This window comes from Mesorhizobium sp. A556 (assembly GCF_054489545.1).
In genome coordinates, this window is the sequence record NZ_JBTMXA010000018.1 from 1 (window position 1) to 23401 (window position 23401).

Below are 23401 nucleotides of genomic sequence, written 5' to 3' on the forward strand. Positions count from 1 at the left end.
TGCCGCATTCGTCCGAGCTTGTCATGGAGGAAACGTTCGGGCCGATCATCCCGATCGTGCGTGCGCCGGACAATGACGACGAGTTGATCAAGCTGTCGAACTCCACCGCCTTCGGCCTGTCGTCGGGCGTTTGCACCAACGACTACCGCCGCATGCAGAAATACATTGCCGGCCTGAAAGTCGGCACGGTCAACATCTGGGAAGTCCCCGGCTACCGCATCGAAATGTCCCCCTTCGGCGGCATCAAGGACTCAGGCAACGGCTACAAGGAAGGCGTCATCGAGGCCATGAAAAGCTTCACCAACGTCAAGACCTTCTCGTTGCCGTGGTAGCCGATTAAGGGAGCCTCCACCCTTTGCGGCCACGGAGCAGCCGCGCGGCGCCATCGCCACGATCAGATGCTTGGCCTCGTTGCCCGCGCATGCTCGTTGGTGGCCGTGATGATTTCTCCCAGTTTTTCAAAATCATCCCTGCGGGGAGAACGCTTTCGCCAGGCAAGCCCGATGACCCGCTTCGGTTCGGGATCCTCGAACCGCATCAGACGGATGGCCTGCCGGTTGGTCTCCACTCCCACGCTGATCTCCGGAATCAGCGTCATTCCGAAGCCGTTGGCTACCATCTCCAGAAGCGTCGACAGGCTCGACACGCCGAACGTGGCCGCGTTTTCGACCTGCCGCAGGCCGCAAAACGTCAGGGCCTGGTCCCGGAAGCAATGGCCCTCCTCCAGCAGCAGCAGCTTGTCGCTTTCGACCATATCGGGGGTCGCCCGCACACGGTTCGATATCTGCTTCGATCGCGACATGGCCAACAGGAAGCGGTCGTCGAAAAGGCGAAGCGTTTCGATGGCCGGGTCGTCGACCGGCAGCGCCAGCAAAAGAAGGTCGAGGCTCCCATCCAGCAGTTCGCGCAGCAGGAACTGGGTCTGGGTCTCGCGCAGGCGCAGGTCGAGATCGGGATAGGTTTCCCGAACCAGAGGCAACAATCCGGGAAGGATGTAGGGCGCAACCGACGGGATGACCCCCAATCCCAGCGGCCCGGACAATGATTTGCCGTTCTGGCGTGCGACATCGACAATGTCGCGCGCATCGGAAAGAATCCGCGCGGCGCGAAGTGCTACGCTCCTGCCGCTGTTCGTCAGCATGACCGACCCACGCCCTCGTTCAAAGAGCTGGACTTCCAGAAACTTCTCCAACTCCTGGATCTGCATCGAGAGCGCAGGCTGGGTCACCGAGCACTGCTCCGCGGCCTTGCCGAAATGCCCGCAGCGGGCTACCGCATCGAAATATTTCAACTGTTTCAGCGAGATCATTTCAATCAGTTTTCCTTATCGACTTTGGCTGGTAATCTTATTGGACCTGATCGTCAAGGTCGAGTACACTGGGACAGACACTAGACCGATGACCCTTCGGCAATCGGCCCTAGAGCCGTCGCATGAGCGCCGAACGCCAACTGATTGGTGCACGGGCCGCGGCGGCACCCCCCTGGAAATTCGTTAGGAGTATTCTGATGATCGTTGAAAATAAAACCACAAATTCGCCCGGTGGCGTTCGTGAACTTTATACGGACGATACAGTCCTGGCCCTCAATGCCGCGCTTGCGGAAAGCGGCATCGATGCCGGGCAGGTCATCTCCGTCCTGCCCGTCCCCGGCCAGGGCATGGGGCAACCCGTACCGCCGCGGTTCCGCGTCCTTTATCGGTCCAATTGACGCCGAGACAGGCGCGAACCCACGCCCACACAGATCGAAGATTTTTTGCAAACGAGCCGGAAACGGCCCGGAAAGGAATGACGACATGACGGACCAGAAGCCAGGCACCGGATCCACCATGAGCACAGGCGCTCCGGCACCCAGCGACCGCAATTCGCTGACGCTGGGAGCCAACGGCCCGATCCTGCTGCACGATGTGCATTTCCTCGAGCAGATGGCGCATTTCAATCGCGAAAAAGTTCCGGAGCGCCAGCCGCACGCCAAGGGTGCGGGCGCGTTCGGCGTGCTGACCGTCAGCGAGGACGTTTCCGCCTTCACCAAGGCAGCCCTGTTCCAGAAGGGGGCCAGCACCGACATGCTCGCCCGCTTCTCGACGGTCGCCGGTGAAAACGGCAGCCCCGACACATGGCGCGACGTGCGCGGCTTCTCGCTGAAGTTCTACACCGACGAAGGCAATTACGATCTCGTCGGCAACAACACGCCGGTGTTCTTCGTGCGTGACCCGATGAAGTTCCCGCACTTCATCCGCAGCCAGAAGCGCCTTCCCGATTCCGGCCTGCGCGACAACCACATGCAGTGGGATTTCTGGACCAACAACCCGGAAACCGCGCACCAGGTCACCTATCTGATGGGCGAACGCGGCCTGCCGCGCACGTGGCGCCACATGAACGGCTACGGTTCGCACACTTATATGTGGATCAACGCCAAGGGCGAGAAGTTCTGGGTAAAATACCACTTCCATACCACGCAGGGCATGGCGTTCTTCAACAACGCTGAAGCGGCCGACATGGCCGGCAGCGATACCGATTTCCACCGCCGCGACCTGTTCGACGCCATCGCACGCGGCGAGCATCCGAACTGGACGCTGTCGGTCCAGATCATGCCCTATGCCGACGCCAAGGAATACCGCTTCAACCCGTTCGACCTGACCAAGGTGTGGCCGCATGCCGACTACCCGCTGATCAAGGTCGGCACCATGACGCTGAACCGCAACCCGGAAAACTTCTTCGCCCAGATCGAGCAGGCTGCGTTCTCGCCGGGCAACACGGTTCCGGGCATCGGCCTGTCGCCGGACAAGATGCTGCTCGGCCGCGCCTTCGCCTATAACGACGCGCAGCGCAACCGCATAGGCACCAACTTCCACCAACTGCCGGTCAACCGCCCGAAAGTGCCGGTCAACACCTACATGATCGACGGTCAGATGGCCTTCGATCACACCGGTAACGCGCCGGTCTACGCGACCAACAGTGGTGGCCGCCCTTGGGCCGACCAGACCGGCCCGGTGGAGGATGGCTGGGAAACCGATGGTGAGATGACGCGCAGCGCCTACACGCTGCATGCAGAGGACGATGATTTCAGCCAGCCCGGCAAGTTGGTGCGTGAAGTCTGGAACGACGCGCAGCGCGCGCAGTTCGTCGATCAGGTCGCCGGCGCCTTGTTGGGCGGCGTGCGCGAACCGGTGCTAAGCCGCGCCTTCCAGTACTGGAAGAACGTCGACGCCGCTACCGGCAAGCGGATCGAGGACAAGGTCCGCGCCGGCAGCGCTCCGAAGCCCGCCGAAGGCATGGGCGAAGCCTGACCGCGACGGATAAAATGGCCCGCCTGTTCGCGCCTTGCGGTGTGGCAGGCGGGCAAATTTGCAGGGCGTCGCTTCGTGACGCCTTGCCCGCTCTGCAATTTCTCTTGTTGGATGAGCAGGAGCGGAAGGTCTCCGGCCCTAGCTCCGCACATTCCGATAACTCAAGGCGGCCGCGGTCCAGAAACCCAGGCACAACACGCATGCGCCCACGCCGACTGCGATGAGGACGGTATCGTAGCTGCCGGTCGCCGACCATAGCCAGGCGGCGGCCAAGGGGGAAACCGCCAGCGTAATGTTCATGGGGGCGACCAGCGCGCCGTTGATCGCTCCATAGGCATCCCTGCTGATCATTTCCGGTACCATGAGGCCGCGCACGATGGTGATCATGCCGTTGGCCCCGCCGTAAAAGGCCGCAATCACCGCGATGATCGCCACGTTCGGCGGAGCCAAGGCGAAGCCGAGGACGGCAAGCGGAAATGCGATGACGATCATGGAACCGACCCTGCGGATCGGAGCGTTGGGAGCGAACATCATGATCAGGATGCGCCCCGCCACCTGCGCGGGTCCGATCACCGCCAGCACGGTGACGACACCGGCGGTATCGAGGCCGCGTTCGAGCAGCAGCGGATAGAAGTGAAACGTCAGCGAGGCGAAGGCGACTTCATAGCCGACAAGCGCGACCATGAGCGCCCAGAAGACCGGACGACGCATGGCCCAGGCGACCGCCTTGCGGCCAGCCAGGGGTGGCGCTTCGTGCGGCTGACGCACTGGGACCGCAAAATCCTTGGCGGGATCGATCGCCAGAAAATAGAGCCCGCCGCAGACGACGATGTTGATGCCGCCGAGAACCATGAGCGCACCGCGCCAGCCGATCCCGTCGATGAGGAACTGGATGAGCGGGATGAAGACGGTGCTGGCGAACCCGCCCCACAGCGTCAGGGTCGTGATGCCGCGTCGCGCGTTTCCCGAACCGACGCGTCTTGCGATCACCGCGAAAGCCGGCTCGTAGAAGGTCGCGGCCTGCAGGCAGCCGATCCCGGCGAAGATGGCGTAGAAGACGAAGACATTCGACACCTGCGACCAGGCGAAGAGCAGAAGGCCCGCGCCCACCGATGCGAGGCTCATGACGATGCGGCCTTGCCCACGGTCGATGGCGGCGCCGACCGGATAGGCGGCGAGACCCGCGAGCGTCAGGCCAAGTGTCGCGGCACCGTAAATCTCGGTCTTCGACCAGCCGAGATCGGTGCGCATCGCCTCGGCCATCAGCGCGAAGGAATAGTAGAGCGTTCCCCAGGAACAGATCTGGGCGATACCGAGGGCGGTGATCAGCCGCCCGACCCCTGCCCCCGCTCCGGCATCGCGCTTTCGCGCCTCGTCATCAAGCGCCGTGGATGTCACGCGGCACTCCGGCAACAGGTGGCGTCGGTCATCGGCACGACGGTCACGCGACCGCCTGCCGAACGGCCGGCGCGCATTTTGCGTCGGCACAGCATTCGTCCGCGAGATACCCGATCAGCGCATTCATGCCGGGGTAATTGGCACGACAGATCAGGGTGGTCGCCTGGCGCTCCTGCGTCACCAGACCCGTGTCGACAAGCCGCTTGAGGTGGTGCGACAGGGTCGAAGCCGGAACGCCCAGCCTCTCCTGGACACTCCCCACGGCAAGACCGTCATCGCCGGCGCGCACCAGAATGCGATAAAGCTGAAGCCGCGTCGAATTGCCGAGCGCCTCAAGCTGGGAGGTTGCTTTTTCGAGTTCCATGGAAATAGAGGTAGCCGTCGCATGTCGGGCCGTCAAGAAGGCCGGCCGGGATATGCAAGCCTGTCCCCGCCCTTGTCGGGCAGGCGTGGCCGGCGCCACAGCAGGCACCGGCCAACCCCATCACGTGGAGAGCATCAAGCCTGTTGGATAGCGGAAAGCTTCCATTCCGCGCCGTTCTGGCGGGTGAACGTCCACAGTTCGGTGGTTTCCGTCGGCTGGTCGGCATCGCCATCGACGACCTTGCCGGTAGTGCGGTCGCGGGTCACGTCGAGCGAGGAGTACTGCAACGCGGCCGTCGCGTAGTCGCTGTCGCCCTGGCGCCAGCTTTCGGCAATGTCAGCCTGCAACAGATGGACCTCCGAAACATCGTTGCGGACGCCATTCTGGGCGTTGTCGGCCAGTTCTTCCGACAGGAAGGAAACCATTTCGGGCGTCACCAGGCGGCGCAGCGCACCATGATCTTCGCGCCCGTACGCTTCCTGAACCTGCGTCAGCATCTGCTGGAAGGTTTCCAGGTCGTCCTCGGTCAAGGCGATGTCCTCGGAAGCGACAGCCTCAGGCGCGCGGCCAGATCCGGAGCCCGAGCCGATGCCCGGAATCCCGAAGGACGACGCATTGGCCGCTTCGCGCTGGTCGCCGCGCCCGAAACCCGCCGCGCCGCCGGAAAGACCGGCCCCGGCCATCGCCGGCGTACGCGCCGATTGCGAGCGGAAAAAGCGAATGGCGAGCATGATCGCGCCGCCGATCAGCAGCATCTGGATGAGAAAACCGAACATGCCGGCAAGGCCGCCAAAACCCTGCCCCAAAAGGACGCCGAGCAGGCCGCCAAGCAGCAGGCCGCGCATCATCGATCCGCCGAGCCCGTTCATCAGGCCCGGACGCTGCGCGCCCATCGGCTGCTGGCGGGAGGCCGTGTTGTTTCCGGTACTGGGCGTCATCGAACGTTCGACCGGCGCGGTCTGTGCCGGTGCCGTCCGCGTGGACGGCGCTGACTGGAAGGTACGCGCGCCCCGGCTGCCGAAGCTGCCGCCGCGCCGCGCCTCGGCGTGATCCATCGCAGTCATGGAAAATGCCAGGAACAGGGCCGAAAACAGCGCTGCAAATCGGACGGTAGGCGAAGTCGACATCGGCGGTTCCTCAATGAATCCCGTGTTGGGAATGCTGTGTTGGCTGCTAGAGCGGTCTTGGCGCGAGAGAGGCGCATGGCCTGTCTCGCGGGTGTGCGCGGTCAGTCGAACAATTCTTCGAGGAACGATTTTCTGCGCTTGGGATAGCGATGGCCCTTGGAGCGGGCATAATCGTCATCATCATGGCCGCGCCCCGGCTGAGGTGCATACTGCTGCGGCTGCGCGTAAGGCTGCGGCTGTGGCTGCGGCTGAGGCGCGGCTTCCTTGCCGGCGCGCTCGATGATCTTGTCGAGTTCGCCGCGATCGAGCCAGACGCCCCGGCATTGCGGGCAATAGTCGATCTCGATGCCCTGACGCTCGCTCATGACCAGAGCGACGCGGCAGGAAGGGCAAACCAGACCCAGGATGGAAGATGTCATGCGGACCTCCGAAACGATATTGGACATGAGCCCACTCGAACCGGATTGATGTTCTTCAATACCATGGAACGGGCCCTTTCACGCGGTCCGACATCACGATCGCCCGGAGGCGACAGTCAGAGGGGCCCGGCCCGCGCATGGGATTTGGGCGCGGCGCAATCGACTTTCAAGAGCGCCGTGCCCGAAAAGCATCCCCGCCGGACGATTTTTTCGCGCGCGAAACGACGACGCCGGCAGCGCCCGTTCGAGGCTGGTCCACGGCCCCCTTGAATTTCCGGGCCCGTTCGGCTAGACGAGCCGCACCAGGCCGGGCCCCTCTGGCGGTTCCCATGAACCGTGATGTCGGACTGGATATCAAAACAGGTGGCCTGGTGTTCGTGGAATTTCATCGACCGTAGCTTTTGCAGCGCAACCGGCTCCGACACGAAAGTGCCGCCGCCGCTTTGCCCGGTCGATCCACACATTCGGGCGCCCCAACGAACAACGGGTCCCACATGAGCGAACTTTTTACCCCGGAAGCCCTTTCCGCCCTTCTTCAAGTCATTTTCATCGACCTGGTCCTGGCCGGCGACAACGCTATCGTCATCGGCCTTGCCGCCGCAGGTCTGCCGAAAGACCAGCGCAACAAGGCCATTCTCATCGGCATCATCGCGGCCACAGTGCTGCGCATCGGCTTTGCCGCCATAACCACGCAACTCCTGCAAATCGTCGGCCTGCTGCTCGTCGGCGGCGTCCTGCTTTTGTGGGTCTGCTGGAAAATGTGGTCCGAATTGCGCGCCGGTCATAGCCAGGAACAAGTCGATGCCATCGAGGGCCGCGAGAGCGGCGTCGACGGTGGCGCTCCGCGCAAGACGTTCGCCCAGGCGGCATGGCTGATCGTCGTCGCCGACGTGTCGATGTCGCTCGATAACGTGCTCGCCGTGGCGGGCGCGGCCCGCGACCATTTGACGATCATGATCTTCGGCCTGATCCTGTCCATCGCGATGATGGGCCTGGCGGCGACCTACATCGCCCGCCTGCTGCAGCGCTTCCGCTGGATCGCCTATCTCGGTCTCGCGATCATCCTCTATGTCGCGCTGGAGATGATCTATCGCGGCGGTAACGAGGTGTTGGCGTATCTCAACCCCTGAGGTCGTCAGCGACCGCCTCCGTTAAGGCGGTGCATGCCTATTTGGCCTGCACCGCCGCAAGGTCGTGCAAAAAGTACGGGGCGGCATAGGACGCAAGGTCCTTCGAGCCCAGCGTGATCGGCTTGGCGCAGGCCGCTATCACATGCGGAAAGTTCGGCTGTGCGACGAGCCCACCCTTGGCGGCGTCGAGCCAGAGGATTGCGCCTTCCGCGAACGGATCCTGGCCGGAGACGACATCCTTGCACGCCTGCTGCTCGCCGGAGGCGGCGTAACGCGTCTGATAAAGGCGGGCCAGCGCCGACAGGCCGGCCTCTCCCTCCTGCGGCAGGAAGCCCGGCTTGAAGAGCCTCTTCCAGTCGAGCGCCTTGCCGTCCGCAAGATCGATGGTGAGCGGATCGGCGGCATCTTCGGTCGGATAGGCGGTGGCGCAGAAATAGCTTCGCCGCACGTCGACCGAAAGATAGCGCGCCGACACATAGCTCGCCCGGACCGTCTCCTCGAAACTTTCACGGACCGGTGACTGGCCCGCTTGCCGAACGGCGTCGAGACAATCGAAGCGCTGTTGGCGGTCGGCTTTCTCACGGCCGGCGAGCATCCCGTTTGCCGCTCGGCGCACATCCGCGCTGGCTCCCGCAACGAGCCGCGGATAGACGATTTTTCCCGGCGGACTGCGCAATGGCTTCACCGTCACGGCAGGCCCGGCAAATGCCTGGGTGCAGCCAAGCAACAGGGCAAACAGAGCCGTCAACGGCAGCGAGCGGGCCAATTTTTCGAACATGTCGTCAAGCATCCCGGCAAAGCTCATCCATATCTCTTCCCTTTATTCACATATTACTCAAACCCGAGAAGTATGTGAATAAATAATCGCGCCTGCACTTCCGGCGCTTTGTTCTCATGCTACCTTCCATGGCGGTGGGCACTCGACACATTCGTTGCCGATCACATAGCTTGGGCGGCCTGGCTCCGATTTCCAGCAAGTCTCGGCCACGAAGGGGGATGGCATGGCGGACAATCTGACCATCGCCCAGCGGCTGGATCGCCTGCCCGTGACCCCGCTGCATGTCGCGTTGCTCGCGCTGGCCGCATTCGGGCTGTTTGCCGATATCGCCGAGGTGGCGTTGGGCAATGCATTCTCCGGAATTTTCTCCGCAGCCCCGTACCATGCCTCGCGTGGCGAACTGGCGTTATTGCTTGCGTCCGTCTTCGCCGGCGGTGCGATCGGCGCGCCGGTGTTCGGTTGGATCGCCGACCGCCATGGCCGCAGGATCGCGCTGCAATCGGCGTTGGTTCTGTTGACGGTGAGTTCGCTGGCTGTCGCGGCGAGCCGCGACATGGCCGCCATGACCATTTTCCGCTTCGTTTCCGGCCTGGCGCTGGGCGGTTATCCCCCGTTGACCGCCGCCTATCTTTCGGACCTGCTGCCGCCCAGACGCCGGGGCATGCTGATGATGCTGTGCGCGGCCCTGGCCTTTCTGGGGGCACCGGTCATCATCCTGATGGTCCGCTGGCTGACCCCGATTGCACCCTTCGGAATCGAGGGATGGCGCTGGGCCCTGATCTTCGGCAGCGCGTGCTCGGCGCTGACGGCGGCCTTCTTCTTCCTGGTGCCGGAATCGCCGCGCTGGCTGGCATCGGTTGGCCGCACCATGATGGCCGAGGAAGCTTGCCGGCGTTTCGAGGCGTCGGCTGGAATGATATCTGCGCCGACCCGCGAGTTGCCCGCGCTCGAGCGCGCCCGGACGAGCGGCTTTCGCGCGCTGGCTAACGATCGCACCAACCTGCGCCGCACAGCGCTGCTCTGCGGGCTCTACATGCTCGGACCGTGGGCAACGATCGGCTTTCCGCTGCTGAGCGCGGCCGTGATGGTGCACAAGGGATTTCACGTCAGCGATTCCCTGCTGGTCGCGGGGCTGACGATGTTCGGGCCGGCGCTCGGGATTTCGGCGGCAGCGTCCTTCATCGACAAGATTCCGCGGCGACGGATGCTCCTTGCCTGTGCCGCCACGATGATGGTGACGGGCCTCGGCTTCGCAACCGGCACCGCCCTGCTGCCGCTGATCGCCGCCGGCGTGGCGTTCAATCTCGCCAGCGCCGTCTACAGTGTCGTGCTCGGGCTCTATGCAGCCGAGTTGTTGCCGACGCATCTGCGGGCCTCCGCGACTGCCGGAGCCTGGGGATTGGGCCGGATGGTGTCGGCGCTGGTGCCGATCGTGCTGCTGCCGCTGCTTGGCGGCTACGGCGCGCTGGCGATGTTCACCGTCATCTCTGCGGCGCTGTTGGCCAGCCTCGCCCTGATCCGGGTCGCGGCCCCACCGGGGCGGGAGCGCATGCCGGTCGAATAACGCAGCCCCATTGCGCGCCTCATGTCCAGAAAGCTCCGTTCAAGCCGAACGGCTTCTGGACCGGGTCGAGCCGCACCCTTGTCGTGATGGATCGGATCAAGACCGGCGTCACAGTGCCGCTGCACCAACCCGGCTGATGTCTTGCCCCCAAAGCAGTGACTTTTCGTTGCTGCGTCACCGTTTGGCTTAGAGCATGTCTCCCGAAAGTGGGCACCGGTTTCGGGGTAAAGACATGCGAGAAAACTAAAGGACGGCAAGCGAATCTGAAAGATCGCGACTTGCTTTAGGAGCCGACCGTCTCCTTGTGTAGCTTGCCCTGAAGCTGCGCCAGTTCGTCGATGGGGATGTGGCAGCGCAGCGCATGGCCGGGCTCGGCTTCGGCCAGGGGCGGCTCCTTGTCCTCGCAGATGCGCCCGATCTTGCGCGGGCAGCGCGTGTGGAAGACACAGCCGCCCGGCGGGTTGCGGGCGCTGGGGATATCGCCTTCCAGGCGAATGCGGGCGGCGGGCGCGCCTTCCAGTTTCGGCACCGCCGACAGCAGCGCTTCGGTATAGGGATGGTGCGGGCCTTGGAAAACACGTTCAGCCGGCCCCACTTCCATGATGCGGCCGAGATACAGCACCGCGATCTTGTCGGAGAGATAGCGCACGACGCCGAGGTCGTGGGAAATGAACAGGTAGCTGACGCGCCGTTCGGCCTGCAGGTCGGCCAAAAGGTTGAGGATCGCCGCCTGAACCGACACGTCGAGCGCCGACGTCGGCTCGTCGCAAACGACGAGGCGCGGTTCGCCGGCAAAGGCGCGGGCAATGGCGACACGCTGTTTCAGGCCGCCCGAAAGCTGGCGCGGTTTTGACGCCAGATACCGTTCGGGGAGCTGTGCCGAACGCATCAGGTCGAGTAGGCGCGTGTTGAGCGCGTCGCCGCTCAGGCCGCCGAGCCGCTTCAGCGCGCGGCCGATGACATGGCGCACCGTGTGCGAACGGTTGAGCGCGGAGTCCGGGTTCTGGAAGACGATCTGCATCGCCTTGACCTGATCGCCCGAGCGCTCGTCGATGGTCGGCGGCAGCGGCTTGGCGTCGAGCAGGATCGCACCATCGGCATCCGGCGGCAAAAGGCCGAGCAGCAGGCGCGCGAACGTCGTCTTGCCGCTGCCGGATTCGCCGACCAGCCCCAGCGTCTCGCCAGCCGCGATCTCAAGCGAGACGCCGGCCACGGCGCGAAGGCCATGGTCGCCGGAGGCGAAGGTCTTGTTGAGGTCGCGCACCTGCAGCACCGGCACCGGCACCGCCTCTGGTGCCGGTGCCCGATACTTGACCTGCGCGGGAGTCTGGCGCGGCAGGTCCTGCGCCCGCTCGTGATAATGGCAGCGCGAGAACCGCCCGCCAATATCGTGCAGGGGCGGCAGTTCGCGGCGGCAGCGGTCGTCGGCCAGCGCGCAGCGGTCGGCGAAGGGACAGCCGGCAATCGTCGCGCCGGGCGACGGCAGCGTTCCGGGGATCGTGTCGAGCCGGCTTTGATCCTTGCGCTGGCCGGCGCGCGGCAGGCAGCGCAGCAGCGCCACGGTATAGGGGTGGCGCGGCGCGGTGAAAAGCTGTTGCGTCGGCCCCTCCTCCACCAGCATGCCGGCATAAAGCACGCCGACGCGGTCGCACATCTTGGCGACGACGGCGAGATTGTGGCTGATGAACAGGATCGAGGTGGAAAACTCGCGCCGAAGTTCGCCGATCAGGTCGAGGACTTCGGCTTCCACCGTCGCGTCCAGCCCCGTCGTCGGCTCATCGAGGATCAGCAGCGCCGGGTCCTTGGCGAGCGCCATGGCGATGGCGACGCGCTGCTGCATGCCGCCCGAAAGCTGGTGCGGATAGCGCTGGACGACGTTTTCGGGATCGGAAATGCGCACACGCTCGAGAATTTCGATCGAGCGTTTTTGCGCCTCGGCGGCGGAAGCGCCATTCATCTCGAAGATCTCGGTGACCTGGCGGCCGATCCGCAATGTCGGGTTCAGCGCCTTGCCGGGTTCCTGATAGACCATGGAGACGCGCTTGGCGCGCAACTGCCGCAACGCCTCACGGTCGAGCCGCGTGACGTCGATGCCGTCAATGGCGATGGTGCCCGCCGTGACGTGGCCGGCGCGCGGCAGGTAGGCCACGGCGGCGAGCGCCATCGTCGATTTGCCGCAACCGGACTCGCCGACCAGCCCATAGGCCTCGCCGCGGCCGATGCGAAAGCTGACGTCGCGCAGCACGGCGCGGTCGCGCCCGCCGGAACGATAGGCGACCTTGATGTTTTCGACCGATAGAGCGTCAGTCATCCAGCGCCCCCTGCACGCCATCGGCCATCAGGTTGACGCCGACCACCAGCGTCGCGATGGCCAGCGCGTCGAACAGGACTGTCCACCAGAAACCGCCGCCGATCATGCCGTAATTGCTGGAAACGCTGAGGCCCCAGTCGGGCGACGGTGGCTGGATGCCGAAACCCATGAAGCTCAGCGTCGCCACCGCGAAGATGGCGTAGCCGAGGCGCACCGTCGATTCGACCAGGATCGGCGGCAGCACGTTGGGCAGGATTTCGACGAACATGATGTGGAGAGCGCCTTCGCGGCGCAGCTTCGCCGCCGCCACATAGTCGAGTTCGCGTTCCGACAGCACGGCCGAGCGCACCGTGCGCGCGATGATCGGCGAGAAGCTGAGGCCGATGACCGCGATCACCGTGACCTTCGAGGTGCCGAGCGCGACGATGGCGAGCAGCGCGGTGATGACCACCGGTACGGCCATGAAGGCTTCGAGGATACGGCTGACGATGTCGTCGATCAGGCCGCGAAAATAACCGGTCAACAGCCCGAGCGCCGTGCCGAAAATGGTGGCCAGCAGCGTTGCCAGCGGCGCGACGGTGAGGATGTCGCGGGAGCCGACGATGACCCGCGAAAACACGTCGCGGCCAAGCTGGTCGGTGCCGAACCAATGTTCGGCCGTCGGCGGCGTCAGCGAATTGATGATGTCGTTGGCGAGCGGATCATAAGGCGCGAAATGCTCGCCAAACAGCGCGCAGGCAACCCAAAACAGCACGATCGCGCCGCCAATCAGGAAGGAACCGGAGCGGCCAAGGGCGGCCAGCGTCTCCCTGGCGCGGCTGCGCGCCGCTTCCGGCGTCGAAGCGATCTCGGCGGCGCTCATGGCTCGGCTCCCAGCCGGATACGGGGGTTGAGCATCGAATAGGTGAGGTCGGCGATCAGCGTCGCCACCGCGTAGACGATGCCGATGGTCAGGATGCCGGCTTCCAGCACCGGAAAATCCTTGCCGCGCGCGGCGGTGAAAATGAGCGAGCCGATGCCCTGGTAGCGAAACAGCGTCTCGACCACGACCAGCCCGCCGATCAGATAGCCGGTCTGGGTCGCGATCACGGTGATGGTCGGCATCAGCGCGTTGCGCAGCACGTGACGCCAGATGACCGTGCGCCAGGGCAGGCCCTTCAGCACGGCCGTTCGCGTATAGTCGGAATCCAGCGCCTCGATCATGCCGGCCCGGCTCATGCGCGCGATATAGCCAAACAACACCAGAAACAGCGGCAGTGCCGGCAGGATCAGGTAGTAAAGCTGGGTGAAGAAGCCCGCACCTTCCGGCCACGTCGCCGCGATCGGCAGCCATTTCAGCCAGATGCCGAAGACCAGGATGAGCACGATGCCGGTGACGAATTCAGGCAGGACCGTCGCCGAGAGGCCGCCAAGGCTGATGATGCGGTCGATGGGGCGGTTGACGTTGAGGGCTGCCACCACCCCGCCAAGAATGCCGAGCGGCACCACCATGACGAAGGCGACAAGCGCGAGCTTGAACGAATTGCCGAGCGCATCGAGCACGAAGGGCGCGACCGGCGAGCGGAAAATATAGGACGTGCCCATGTCGCCGGTCACGAAATGCGAAATCCAGTCCCAATACTGGACCACATAGGGGCGATCGAGGCCAAGCTGCTGGTTCAGCGTCTCGACGGCGCGCTGGTCGGCGAAGGGGCCGAGGATGGCGCGGCCGACATTTCCCGGCAGCACCTGGCCCCCCGAAAAGACCATGATGCTGAGAAGAAACAGCGTAACCAGCGACAGCGAGATGCGTCTCAGGAGGAAGCTGAGAATGACCGGGCCCTCCGGTTGCGGCCTAAAATGGACAGTCGCGGCCTGCCGTCGCGAGGACGGCGGGCCGCAGCTTCAAGGCTTCATTCGATCACGCCTTGGAGGCGCGGTCGAGGAAGATTTGCGACATTGCTGTCGGATTGACGCCGGTTACGCCTTTCGCGGTGGCCGACAGATAGTCGAAGAAATAGCCGATGACCATCGGCGTTTCCTCAAGCAACAGGCGCTCGATCTTGCCGGCGTCGGCCTTCTGGGCCTCGAGGTCGAGGGCCGCGATATAGCTCGCCGCCAGCGTGTCGTATTCGGCGTTCTTGAAGTGTGCTGCGTTCCAGGTGCCGTCGCTTTTCAGCGGCGCCGACAGGAACACGTTCGGCACCCCGCGATGGCCGTAGTCGGTGATGCCCATGGTGGAATCCAGCCAATTGGATTTGCCGAACACCGCGTCCCCGTAATAGGTGCCCGAGTCCATCACATCGAGTTGCATGTCGATGCCGATCTCCTTGACGAAGTTCTGGACAAGCTGGGCGTATTCGGGAATTTCCTGATAGCGCTGCGTGGTCAGGGTGATCTTCTGGCCCTCCTTCACGCCGGCGGCTTCCAGAAGCTGCTTTGCCTGCATCAGGTCCAGCTGGCGCTGGGCGACCGAGGTGTCGGTCGAGGGGTAGACGGGCGCGAACGGGCTGTCATTGCCCGGCTGCGCGCGGCCGCGCATCAGGCCCTGCGTCAGCTTGTTGCGGTCGATGCTGAGCGCGATGGCGCGGCGCACGCGCGGGTCCTTGAACGGGTCCATGTCGTTGCGCATGTGCATCTGGTGATGCGTGGAGGACTTGTTGCTGAGGATCACCACGGACGGATCGTTCAGCAGGCCAGCGCCGGCCAACACCGGCAACTGGTTGATGACGTCGACCTGCCCGCCCTGCAGCGCCAGGATCTGCGGCTGGATGTCGGCGAAGAACACGAATTCGACGCGCGCCGGCAGGGCCTTTTCGCCCCAGTAGTCTTCGTTGCGCACGAAGGACGCGCCGACCTTTTGCGTGTATTTTTCCAGCTTGAACGGGCCGGTGCCGATGAAATTCTTCTCGAAATCCCCGGCATAGTCGGCCGGCAGGATGATGGCGTTGTAATTGTCGGACGACACCAGATACGGGAAGTTGCCGTTGGGCGCGTCGAGGTGGAATTCGACAGTGAGGTCGTCGACCTTGCGCACGGCTCCCTTGCTCAGCACGCCGGTGAAGACGGAAAGCGCGTTGGAGGAGTTGGCCGGGTCGGCCAGCCGCTCGATGCTCGCCACCACGTCTTCGGCCTTCATCTCGGCGCCGTTGTGGAACTTGACACCCTTGCGCAGCTTGAACGTCCACACCGTGCCCTTGTCGTTGGGCGACCAGCTTTCGGCCAGCATCGGCTGCAAGATGAGGTCCGGGCCATCCATGCACAGGAATTCGCCCGTCTGCTGCAGCATGACGAGACCGCCGACGTCGGGCGCCGTCACCGGATCGACGGCACCGTTGGGCGCATTGCAGGCGACGCGGATGGTGGCGCCGGCGGCCCCTTCCGCACGGGCAGTGGTGGGCATCGTGCCGAAGCCGGCGGCAAGGCCGATCTGGCCGAGCAGCGGCAGCGACAGGCCAAGCAGGCTGCCATGACGGACGAATTCGCGGCGGCTGATGCGACCGGCGACGAGACCGTCGATCAGGTGATTTTCGAGCGGGTTCCGGCGACGCCGGAGCAGGTCGAGCAAGCGATAGTCTTTCATGGCGTGATTCTCCCCTTGGTGTTGTGACTGCGTTTGGTTGGAAAGTTTATCCTGTTATGAACGGCGTCTCCACTGCCGATCAAGCCTCCCGGCCCGTTTTTCCGCTAACGTCCTTGTGTTGTCGCGCGCCCCTATCCTCCTCAGTTCAGCGGCAAGCGCCGGTAGGTGCCCGGCTTTTGCGGGTCGTGATATTTGTTGCAGGGTCCGTTTTCCATGTAGTCCCGGTGGCAGAATGCCAGCGCGTCGCGCGACAACGTGACGCCGAGGCCCGGTCCCTCCGGCACGCGCACGACATTGTTTTTCGGCGAAAACGGTCCGCCTTCGATAACGTCGACCGGGTGCATGCGAAACAGCGACTGGTTGGGCTCCCGGATCCAGCCCAGCGCCGCGCACAGATGCAGATAGGCCGAACTGCCGACGCCGCTGTCGCCGCTGTAGCACCAGAAATCGATGCCGGCATGTTCGCACGCGCCGACGAAGCGCACGAGCCGGCCGATGCCGCCAACCGCCGCCGGGTTGCCGACGATGGCATCCGGAACCTTGAGTTCCATGGCCCGCGCGATATCCGCGTTATGGGTCGAAAACGGGATCGAGCAGTGCTGGCGCAACTCGCGCATGGCCTCGACGTGCGCAACCGGGTCCTCCCAGTTGCGCACGCCAAGTTCCTCCAGCGGCCGCGCCAATCGGCGCGCGGTGGCCAGCGAATAAGCCTGGTTGGAATCGATGCGGATCATCACGTCGTCGCCGAGTTTCTTGCGGATCAGCTCGACCATTTTCAGCGACAGCTTCGGGTCCTCGGTGGAAAACTTTCCTTCGAAGAAGGTGGTGCCATGCGTTTCGTGCAGCTTGACGCAATAGTCCGCGACCTCTTCCGGCGTCTTTTCGCCGCGCACGACCTCTCCGTCGCCGCGCAGCGAGAAATAGTCGGTGAAGGGGATTTCCTTGCGCACCGCCCCGCCCAGCAACTGGTACAGCGGCTGGTTCCAGGCCTTGCCGCGCAGGTCCCAGAGCGCCATTTCGATGGCCCCGAAGGCCATGATGCGGGTGCCGTCATTGATGCTCTGCACCCCCGTCCAGAACGGCAGGCAGACATGCTCGGCACCAGCGATGTCGAAGGCGTCGCGGCCGATCAGGCGCGGGGCCAGAACGTCGGTGATGATGGCGGCAGCCGCCGGGCTCGGCGCTTCGCCAAGGCCGATCAGCCCGTCTTCGGTCTCGACTTCGACGATGGTCGGCGAAAAGCCGTCCAGTTCGCCGAACGCCCAGACATAGGGCGCGTCCAGCTTCAAATTGATCGGGGTGGCGGTGATCTTGCGGATTTTCATGGCGTGCCGGTAAGTTCGAGGAACGGCTTGCCGATCAGGTCGGGCAGCACGTCGATGCCGAGGCCGTTTCCATCAGGAAGCCCCATGCGGCTGCCGATGACCGGCGGGCAGTTCGAGGCGGTCTTTACCGTCACCCATTCATGGAAGGCGATGGCGTGCAGGCGGTGCTCCTCCGGCGTCGACAAGGACAGATGCGCCATCGCGGCGGTGTCGATCTCGGCGCCGCCGGTGTCCTCGACGGTGATCATGAGGCCGAGGTCGACGGCGAGATCGCGCAATTGCCGCGTCTTCGACACGCCGCCCAGCCGCGAGATTTTCAGCGTCACGCCGTCGGCGGCCCCCTTGCGGTGAATGTCGAGCAAATCGTCCAGCGACATCACGGATTCGTCCAGCACCATCGGCTTGTCGAGCGAGCGCCGCACCGACATGCACTCGTCGATGGTCGTGCAGGGCTGTTCGAACGTGTAGTCGATGGCGCGGGTCGCATCGGCGAATTGCCTGGCCTGATATGGCGTCCAGCCGGCATTGGCGTCGCAGAAGATCACCGTGCCTTTCGGCACCGAGGCCGCCACCGCCGAGACGCGCTCGATGTCGCCATGCACGTCGCCGCCGACCTTGACCTGAATGCGGTCAAAACCCTCGGAAACGATGCGGGCGGCACGCTTGCCCATTTCGTCGGCGGCACCGTGGGTCACCACCTTGTAGAGGGCGGTGGTTTCGCTTTCGCGGCCGCCGAGAAGGGTGACCAGCGGCACGCCGGCGGCGCGCGCGACCAGATCGCAGCAGGCCATGTCGATCGCCGACTTGATGTAGGGGTGACCCTTGAACACGGTGTCCATCAGGCGGCCGATGCGGGAAAGCGCGCGCGGGTCCTGGCCAAGCAGATGCGGCGCGATCTCGATGACGCCAGCCTGCGCGCCGGCCGCGAACGCCGCCGAATAGAAGGTGCCGAGCGGCGCCATCTCGCCCCAGCCCGTCAGCCCGTCATCAGACGTCAGCGAAACGATGATGGAGTCGAAGGCATCGGCATGCCGCCCCTTGGACATCTTGTATGGCCCCTCCACGAAGGGCTGCAGCATCCGGTATGCCTTGATTGTCTTGATACGCATCGCTTTAGCCTTGGCTTCCTTCCAGCCCACGGACATAGGTGAGCAGTTCATCGAAATTCCAGTCGAGATGTTCATGCGCGTGCCGCTTGGCGGCGGCGATGTCGTCGCCCTTGAGCAGCCGCACATAGTCCTCGTGCATGTCCACGTCGGGCACCACCTCGTCGCGCGCGCGCTGATGCAGCGCGAAATACATCTGCAGCCGGCCGGCAAGGCGTTGCCACGTATCCAGCAGCAGCGAGTGGTCGCACCATTCGTAGATCAGGCCGTGCAGGCGTAGCGATGTCTCGATCTGCCGGCTGATGTCGATGTTCAACGTCGCGTGCCTGACGGCGTCGTGGCGGCGGTCGAGTTCGGCTTCGAAGCTTGCGTCGCGGAGCGGCCAGACACGCTCGATGGCGAAATCCTCGATCACATGGTGCAGGGAATAGGCGTCCTCGATGTCCTTGGCGGTGACATTGATGACATAGGCGCCGGCATAGGGAATGTTGGTCAGCAGGCCTTCCTGGATCAGTTCCCGCAGCGCCTCGCGCAAGGGCGCGCGGCTGACGCGCATCTGCTCGGCGATGCGCAGTTCGTTGACCTTCTGCCCCGGCTCCAACTGCCCCGTGAAGATGGCGTGCCGGAGACGGCCGACGATTTCGGCGCGGCGGGTCGTATCGACGATCGGGGCGAACTCGGTCTTGGTCATGGCCGTGCTGCATGCACTCAGGATGGCGCCAGCCAATCACATTGTCGACAATCTAGCAATCCCGGAAATCGCATTTATGCGCGAAAGCGCTTCAGGCCGAGAAAGCCAACGTCACGACGCCGATGAGCGCGGCCATGATGACGCTGGATTCGCGCACCGCCGAAACCGCGCCAAGCGGGGCAATGGTCTTGGCGAAGATCACCAGCCCATAGGCCGTGACGGCGCAAGCGCCGCCGATCAGCCCGACGTAAAAGGCCTTTCTGCCGAACCGATGCACGCCGTTGCGACGGCGGTGGAACAGGAACAGCACTACCGACAGTTCCAGCAGGAACAACCAGCCCATATAGCCGAACGGGCTGTCGGCCAGCCGCACGCCGATGCCGTCGACGATGGAATAGCTGGCGATCAAAAGGCCGGTTATCATCGCGGCGATCACGGCTTTCGGGTTTGCCTTGTTGGCCCCGCGCGCGAAGGCGAGGATGGCGATGCCGGCCGAAATGCCCGCCAGCCCGAGCCAGGCCGTGACCGACAGCCTCTCGCCGATGGCAAGATAAGCGCCGAGCGCCACCAGCACCGGCGCGCTGCCGCGCGAGATCGGATAGACCTGGCTGAAATCGCCAAAGCGGTAGGATTGGAACAGGAAGACGTAATAGACGTAGTGGGGAGCGTCGAGGCAACGATGAAAGCCCAGCTTTCAACCGTCGGCGCCGGTGAGGCCAAGACCAGCACCAGCCCGGCGACGACATGCACCGAGGATACGGCCGACAGCACGGTCGAACGGTCGGCGGCGGCCTTGATCAAGGCGTTCCACAGCGCATGGAGACCGGCGGCCGATAGGACCAGCGCAAGCGCGAAACCCGACATGGCCGCTTACTCCCAGTTCAGAATTTGGGCCCGGATCAGAATTTTGACCCGGACGGCAATTCCACTACCATCGTCATGCTGCCGCGCGCACCTCGATGGCGTCGGCCTTTACCCTTTCCGATTTCGGGTCATACGGGCTGCGCAGATGCGGGGTGGCCGCATAGCGCACGCCGGCGAGATCGATCTCGAAGCTTCCGCCGGCCAGGAATTCCTTGTCGACGCCTTCCGCATTATGGATCAGCCCCAGCGCCACCGAGCGGCCGAGTGTGTGGCCGTAGGCGGCGGAGCGTACCTCGCCCACCGGCTTGCCGTTGCGCAGGATGAGTTCGCCGCTCCACAGCATCGGAGCCGCGTCGTCGACGGTGAACTGGACGATGCGGTTTTGCAGCGAGGGCTGCGCCTTGGCCTTCACCAGCGCCTCGCGGCCGATGAAGCCGCCCGGCTTGTCGAGCGCGACCGCAAATCCGAGGCCCGCTTCGAACGGCGTGATGTCCGGCGTCAATTCCCGGCTCCAGGCGCGATAGCCCTTTTCAACGCGCAACGCGTCGAGCGCGTAGTAGCCGGCGTCGACCAGGCCGAATTCCGCCCCCGCCTCATGCAGAGCCTCATAGACGCCGACGGCGAATTCGGTCGGCACGATCAGTTCCCAGCCGAGTTCCCCAACATAGGTCATGCGGTTGGCGTAGACGGTGGCGTAGCCGAGATCGATCTCGCGGATCGCGCCGAACGGGAAGCCGGCATTCGACAGGTCGGCCGAGGTCAGCTTGCCCAAAAGGGCGCGCGATTTCGGCCCCATCAGCGCCAGCACCGAATAGGCCGAGGACACGTCGGTGACGATGGCGTGCGCGTCGGCGGGCGTGTTCTTGGCGATCCAGTCGGCGTCATGGACCGCCTGCGCCGAGCCGGTAACGATCAAAAACTTTTGCGCGGCCAACCGCATGACGGTCAGGTCGCTCTCATAGCCGCCGCGTTCGTTGAGCATGCCGGTATAGACCGAGGTGCCGACGGCGACATCGATGTCAGCAGCACATATGCGGTTCAGCACGGCGCAGGCGTCGCGGCCCTGCATCAACAGCTTGGCGAACGAGGTCTGGTCGAAGACTGCCACGCCTTCGCGCGTCGCCTTCATCTCGCGCGCCACCGCGTCGTGCCAGTTCTGCCGGCCGAACGCATAGTCGGTCTGCGGAACTTCGTCCGGGCCGGCAAACCAGTTGGCGCGCTCCCAGCCCATCTTGGAGCCGAAGCAGGCCCCCTTGGCGGCCAGCCGGTCATACAGCGGCGAGCGGCGGAACGGCCGCGCCGTATCCAGTTCGCGGTTCGGCCACGGCATGGCGTAGTGCAGGCCGAGCGTCTCCTTGATACGGTCGTGCAGCCAGCGCGGATTATTGTTGAAGCCGGCGAAGCGGCGAATATCGACCGGCCACAAATCCATGGTCGGCGCGCCGTTGACGATCCATTCGGCCAAAGCCATGCCCGCCCCGCCGGCGCTGGCGATGCCCATCGAGTTGAAGCCCGCGCCGACAAAGAAGTTCTTCAGTTCCGGCGCTTCACCGAGGATGAAATTGTTGTCGGGCGTAAAGCTTTCCGGGCCGTTGTAGAATTTCTTGACCTCGGCGTGCTCCAGTTGCGGCACGCGCACCAGCGCGTTTTCCATCAGGATTTCGAACTGGTCCCAGTCGTCTTCCAGCAGCGCGAACTCGAAATCGTCGGGAATGCCGTTCATGCCCCACGGCTTGGCGTGCGGCTCGAAGCCGCCCATGACCAGGCCGCCGACCTCCTCCTTGAAATAGATATAACCGTCCGGATCGCGCATCACCGGCAGGTCGGGATGCACGCCTTCGATCTTGCCGGTGACGATATACATATGCTCGGCCGAGTGCAGTGGCACGGACACGCCGCACATGCGGCCGACATTGCGCGCCCACTGGCCGGCGCAATTGACCACGATCTCGGCGGCGATATCGCCCTTGTCGGTCGAGACACCGCAGGCAACGCCGTCCTTGACCTTAATGCCGGTGACTTTAACGCGCTCGATGATGCGCGCGCCGCCGGTGCGAGCGCCCTTGGCCAGCGATTGGGTCAGGTCGGTCGGGTTGGCCTTGCCGTCGCCGGGCAGCCAGACCGCGCCGACGAGATCGTCCACGGCCATCACCGGCCAGCGCTCGAAAGCTTCCTGCGGCGAGATGACGTCGACCTCGATGCCTTGAGCGCGCGCCGATGCGGCGGTGCGCTTCAGCACCGTCATGCGGTCCGGCGTGCGCGCCACCGCCAGCGAGCCGCAATTCTTCCAGCCGGTGGCAAGCCCGGTCTCGGCCTCCAGCCCGGCATAGAGCTTTGTGGAATATTTGATCAGGCTGGTCATGTTGGAGTGGGCGCGCAACTGGCCGACGAGACCCGCCGCATGCCAGGTGGTGCCGCCGCTAAGCTGGCCCTGCTCCAAAAGCACGACGTCGGTCCAGCCAAGCTTGGTCAGATGATAGGCAACGGAACATCCGATGATGCCGCCGCCGACGATGACCACGCGGGCCTGGGTTGGAAAATTGTTCGCCATGACGGCCTTGTCCTCGATCGTATGAATTGAATGAGGAAAGGTCGCATGCTATGCCACAAAATGCAACATCAAATATCACATAATATCACATCTCATTGGCGATGATGAGCTTCGGGCCTTTCTGCCCGAGCGCCTTGACCGTCGACGCCGAAGGCGGCGCGTCGACGATGATTCCGGCGGCGCGTTCGAAGTTGGGAACCCGCAACGGCGTCAGCTTGCCGAACTTGGATTTGTCCAGCACGAAATAGGCCTTTCTCGCGGCCATGATCATGCGCGAGCGCTGCTCGGCCCCGGCGCGGGTGAAGTCGGTGACCTCGCCGTCGCTCGACAGCGCGCCACCGCCGAGGAACGCGATATCGACCCGGAAACGGGCAATCGCATCGAGCACATCCACGCCAACGGCCGCCGCTTCGGCGGGATCGATTTCACCGCCAAGGATATGAACCCTGACGGTCGGGAAATGGCACATATGCAGCGCAATCGGCAGGCTCGCGGTGCAGATCGTCAGGTTTTGACGCGTGTTCAGCGCATGCGCCACGGCAAGCGTGGTGGTGCCGGAATCGAGGAAGACCACCATCCCGTCCTCGACAAGGCTGGCTGCGGCCCGGCCGATCGCTGCCTTGCCGGCGGCGTTTTCCTGCGCCCGCTCGGTCATGGCCGGCTCGTTGGCTTCGAAACGGGCGGCGCCGCCATGAACGATGTCGAGCTGACGCCGCTCGGCCAGCAATTTCAGGTCGCGGCGGATCGTTTCGCGCGAAACCTCGAAGAAGCCGGCAAGGTCGGCGATGCTCACCGACCCATCGCGCGCCAAGCGCTTCAGGATCTCGTCATGACGGCGGGGTGCGAGCGCCCGCCCGGAAGCGTGATGTGCATGAGGCATGCGCTACTTTGGCCACGCAACGCCGATGTTGCAAGATGTGGCGTT

General features: G+C 64.2%; 21 protein-coding genes. 5 read left to right on the top strand and 16 right to left on the bottom strand.

The genetic code is table 11. The features are described from left to right. Window positions 1-332: aldehyde dehydrogenase family protein (locus ACX3P0_RS22660; RefSeq protein ID WP_459092130.1), on the top strand; the 332-nt coding region annotated here is incomplete at its 5' end. Window positions 333-394: 62 nt separating this feature from the next. Here the strand turns inward: ACX3P0_RS22660 and ACX3P0_RS22665 are convergent. Beyond that, window positions 395-1309 (bottom strand): LysR substrate-binding domain-containing protein, encoded by a 915-nt coding sequence (locus ACX3P0_RS22665; RefSeq protein ID WP_459081947.1) that lies wholly within the window; start codon window positions 1307-1309, stop codon window positions 395-397. 122 nt (window positions 1310-1431) lie between these two features. Between ACX3P0_RS22665 and ACX3P0_RS22670 the strand changes: the two genes are divergently transcribed. Continuing rightward, a complete protein-coding gene (locus ACX3P0_RS22670; RefSeq protein WP_459081948.1) occupies window positions 1432-1707 on the top strand; it encodes a hypothetical protein in 276 nt (91 codons plus the stop codon). Between the two features lie 85 nt (window positions 1708-1792). Beyond that, a complete protein-coding gene (locus ACX3P0_RS22675; protein WP_459092132.1) occupies window positions 1793-3286 on the top strand; it encodes a catalase in 1494 nt (497 codons plus the stop codon). Window positions 3287-3424: 138 nt separating this feature from the next. On the opposite strand, the gene ACX3P0_RS22680 is transcribed toward ACX3P0_RS22675, so the two are convergent. From ACX3P0_RS22680 to ACX3P0_RS22695, 4 genes are all read right to left on the bottom strand, one after another. After that, window positions 3425-4684, bottom strand: coding sequence for an MFS transporter (locus tag ACX3P0_RS22680; protein ID WP_459092134.1), 1260 nt, complete (start codon window positions 4682-4684; stop codon window positions 3425-3427). Between the two features lie 43 nt (window positions 4685-4727). Further along, window positions 4728-5048 carry an ArsR/SmtB family transcription factor gene (locus ACX3P0_RS22685; RefSeq protein WP_459092136.1) on the bottom strand — a complete coding sequence of 107 codons (321 nt, stop codon included), beginning with the start codon at window positions 5046-5048 and terminating at the stop codon, window positions 4728-4730. A gap of 134 nt (window positions 5049-5182) precedes the next feature. Further along, window positions 5183-6175 carry a Tim44 domain-containing protein gene (locus ACX3P0_RS22690; protein ID WP_459092138.1) on the bottom strand — a complete coding sequence of 331 codons (993 nt, stop codon included), beginning with the start codon at window positions 6173-6175 and terminating at the stop codon, window positions 5183-5185. Window positions 6176-6276: 101 nt separating this feature from the next. Next, complete coding sequence (locus ACX3P0_RS22695) at window positions 6277-6594, bottom strand: TFIIB-type zinc ribbon-containing protein (RefSeq protein WP_459081953.1); 318 nt, start codon at window positions 6592-6594, stop codon at window positions 6277-6279. Between the two features lie 494 nt (window positions 6595-7088). On the opposite strand from ACX3P0_RS22695, the gene ACX3P0_RS22700 reads away from it, so the two are divergent. Next, window positions 7089-7724 carry a TerC family protein gene (locus ACX3P0_RS22700; RefSeq protein WP_459092140.1) on the top strand — a complete coding sequence of 212 codons (636 nt, stop codon included), beginning with the start codon at window positions 7089-7091 and terminating at the stop codon, window positions 7722-7724. Window positions 7725-7761: 37 nt separating this feature from the next. Here ACX3P0_RS22700 and ACX3P0_RS22705 read toward each other — a convergent pair whose 3' ends face one another. Next, window positions 7762-8502 carry a hypothetical protein gene (locus ACX3P0_RS22705; RefSeq protein ID WP_459092142.1) on the bottom strand — a complete coding sequence of 247 codons (741 nt, stop codon included), beginning with the start codon at window positions 8500-8502 and terminating at the stop codon, window positions 7762-7764. Between the two features lie 223 nt (window positions 8503-8725). Here ACX3P0_RS22705 and ACX3P0_RS22710 point away from each other — a divergent pair, with 223 nt between their 5' ends. Beyond that, entirely contained in the window at window positions 8726-10066 is a 1341-nt protein-coding gene (locus ACX3P0_RS22710; protein ID WP_459092144.1) for an MFS transporter, read from the top strand. Window positions 10067-10349: 283 nt separating this feature from the next. Here the strand turns inward: ACX3P0_RS22710 and ACX3P0_RS22715 are convergent, their stop codons facing one another. The 10 genes from ACX3P0_RS22715 to ACX3P0_RS22760 form a co-directional block, all read right to left on the bottom strand. Next, entirely contained in the window at window positions 10350-12377 is a 2028-nt protein-coding gene (locus tag ACX3P0_RS22715) for a dipeptide ABC transporter ATP-binding protein (RefSeq protein ID WP_459092146.1), read from the bottom strand. Beyond that, window positions 12370-13239: an ABC transporter permease gene (locus ACX3P0_RS22720; RefSeq protein ID WP_459092148.1), complete on the bottom strand. Its 870-nt coding sequence runs from the start codon at window positions 13237-13239 to the stop codon at window positions 12370-12372. Before ACX3P0_RS22720 ends, ACX3P0_RS22715 begins: the two co-directional genes overlap by 8 nt. Further along, entirely contained in the window at window positions 13236-14189 is a 954-nt protein-coding gene (locus ACX3P0_RS22725) for an ABC transporter permease (protein WP_459081982.1), read from the bottom strand. Before ACX3P0_RS22725 ends, ACX3P0_RS22720 begins: the two co-directional genes overlap by 4 nt. Before the next feature lie 88 nt (window positions 14190-14277). Next, complete coding sequence (locus ACX3P0_RS22730) at window positions 14278-15939, bottom strand: ABC transporter substrate-binding protein (RefSeq protein ID WP_459092150.1); 1662 nt, start codon at window positions 15937-15939, stop codon at window positions 14278-14280. 140 nt (window positions 15940-16079) lie between these two features. Next, window positions 16080-17264 (bottom strand): mandelate racemase/muconate lactonizing enzyme family protein, encoded by a 1185-nt coding sequence (locus ACX3P0_RS22735; RefSeq protein ID WP_459092152.1) that lies wholly within the window; start codon window positions 17262-17264, stop codon window positions 16080-16082. Continuing rightward, complete coding sequence (locus tag ACX3P0_RS22740; protein WP_459092154.1) at window positions 17261-18373, bottom strand: mandelate racemase/muconate lactonizing enzyme family protein; 1113 nt, start codon at window positions 18371-18373, stop codon at window positions 17261-17263. Before ACX3P0_RS22740 ends, ACX3P0_RS22735 begins: the two co-directional genes overlap by 4 nt. 4 nt (window positions 18374-18377) lie before the next feature. Next, complete coding sequence (locus ACX3P0_RS22745) at window positions 18378-19061, bottom strand: GntR family transcriptional regulator (protein WP_459081962.1); 684 nt, start codon at window positions 19059-19061, stop codon at window positions 18378-18380. Window positions 19062-19152: 91 nt separating this feature from the next. Next, a complete protein-coding gene (locus ACX3P0_RS22750) occupies window positions 19153-19635 on the bottom strand; it encodes a DMT family transporter (protein ID WP_459092156.1) in 483 nt (160 codons plus the stop codon). Between the two features lie 363 nt (window positions 19636-19998). Next, entirely contained in the window at window positions 19999-22476 is a 2478-nt protein-coding gene (locus ACX3P0_RS22755; protein ID WP_459092158.1) for a GcvT family protein, read from the bottom strand. 85 nt (window positions 22477-22561) lie between these two features. Next, the gene (locus tag ACX3P0_RS22760; protein WP_459092160.1) at window positions 22562-23356 is read right to left on the bottom strand and encodes a DeoR/GlpR family DNA-binding transcription regulator; all 795 of its coding nucleotides are present in this window, start codon (window positions 23354-23356) and stop codon (window positions 22562-22564) included. Between the last annotated feature and the right edge of the window lie 45 nt (window positions 23357-23401).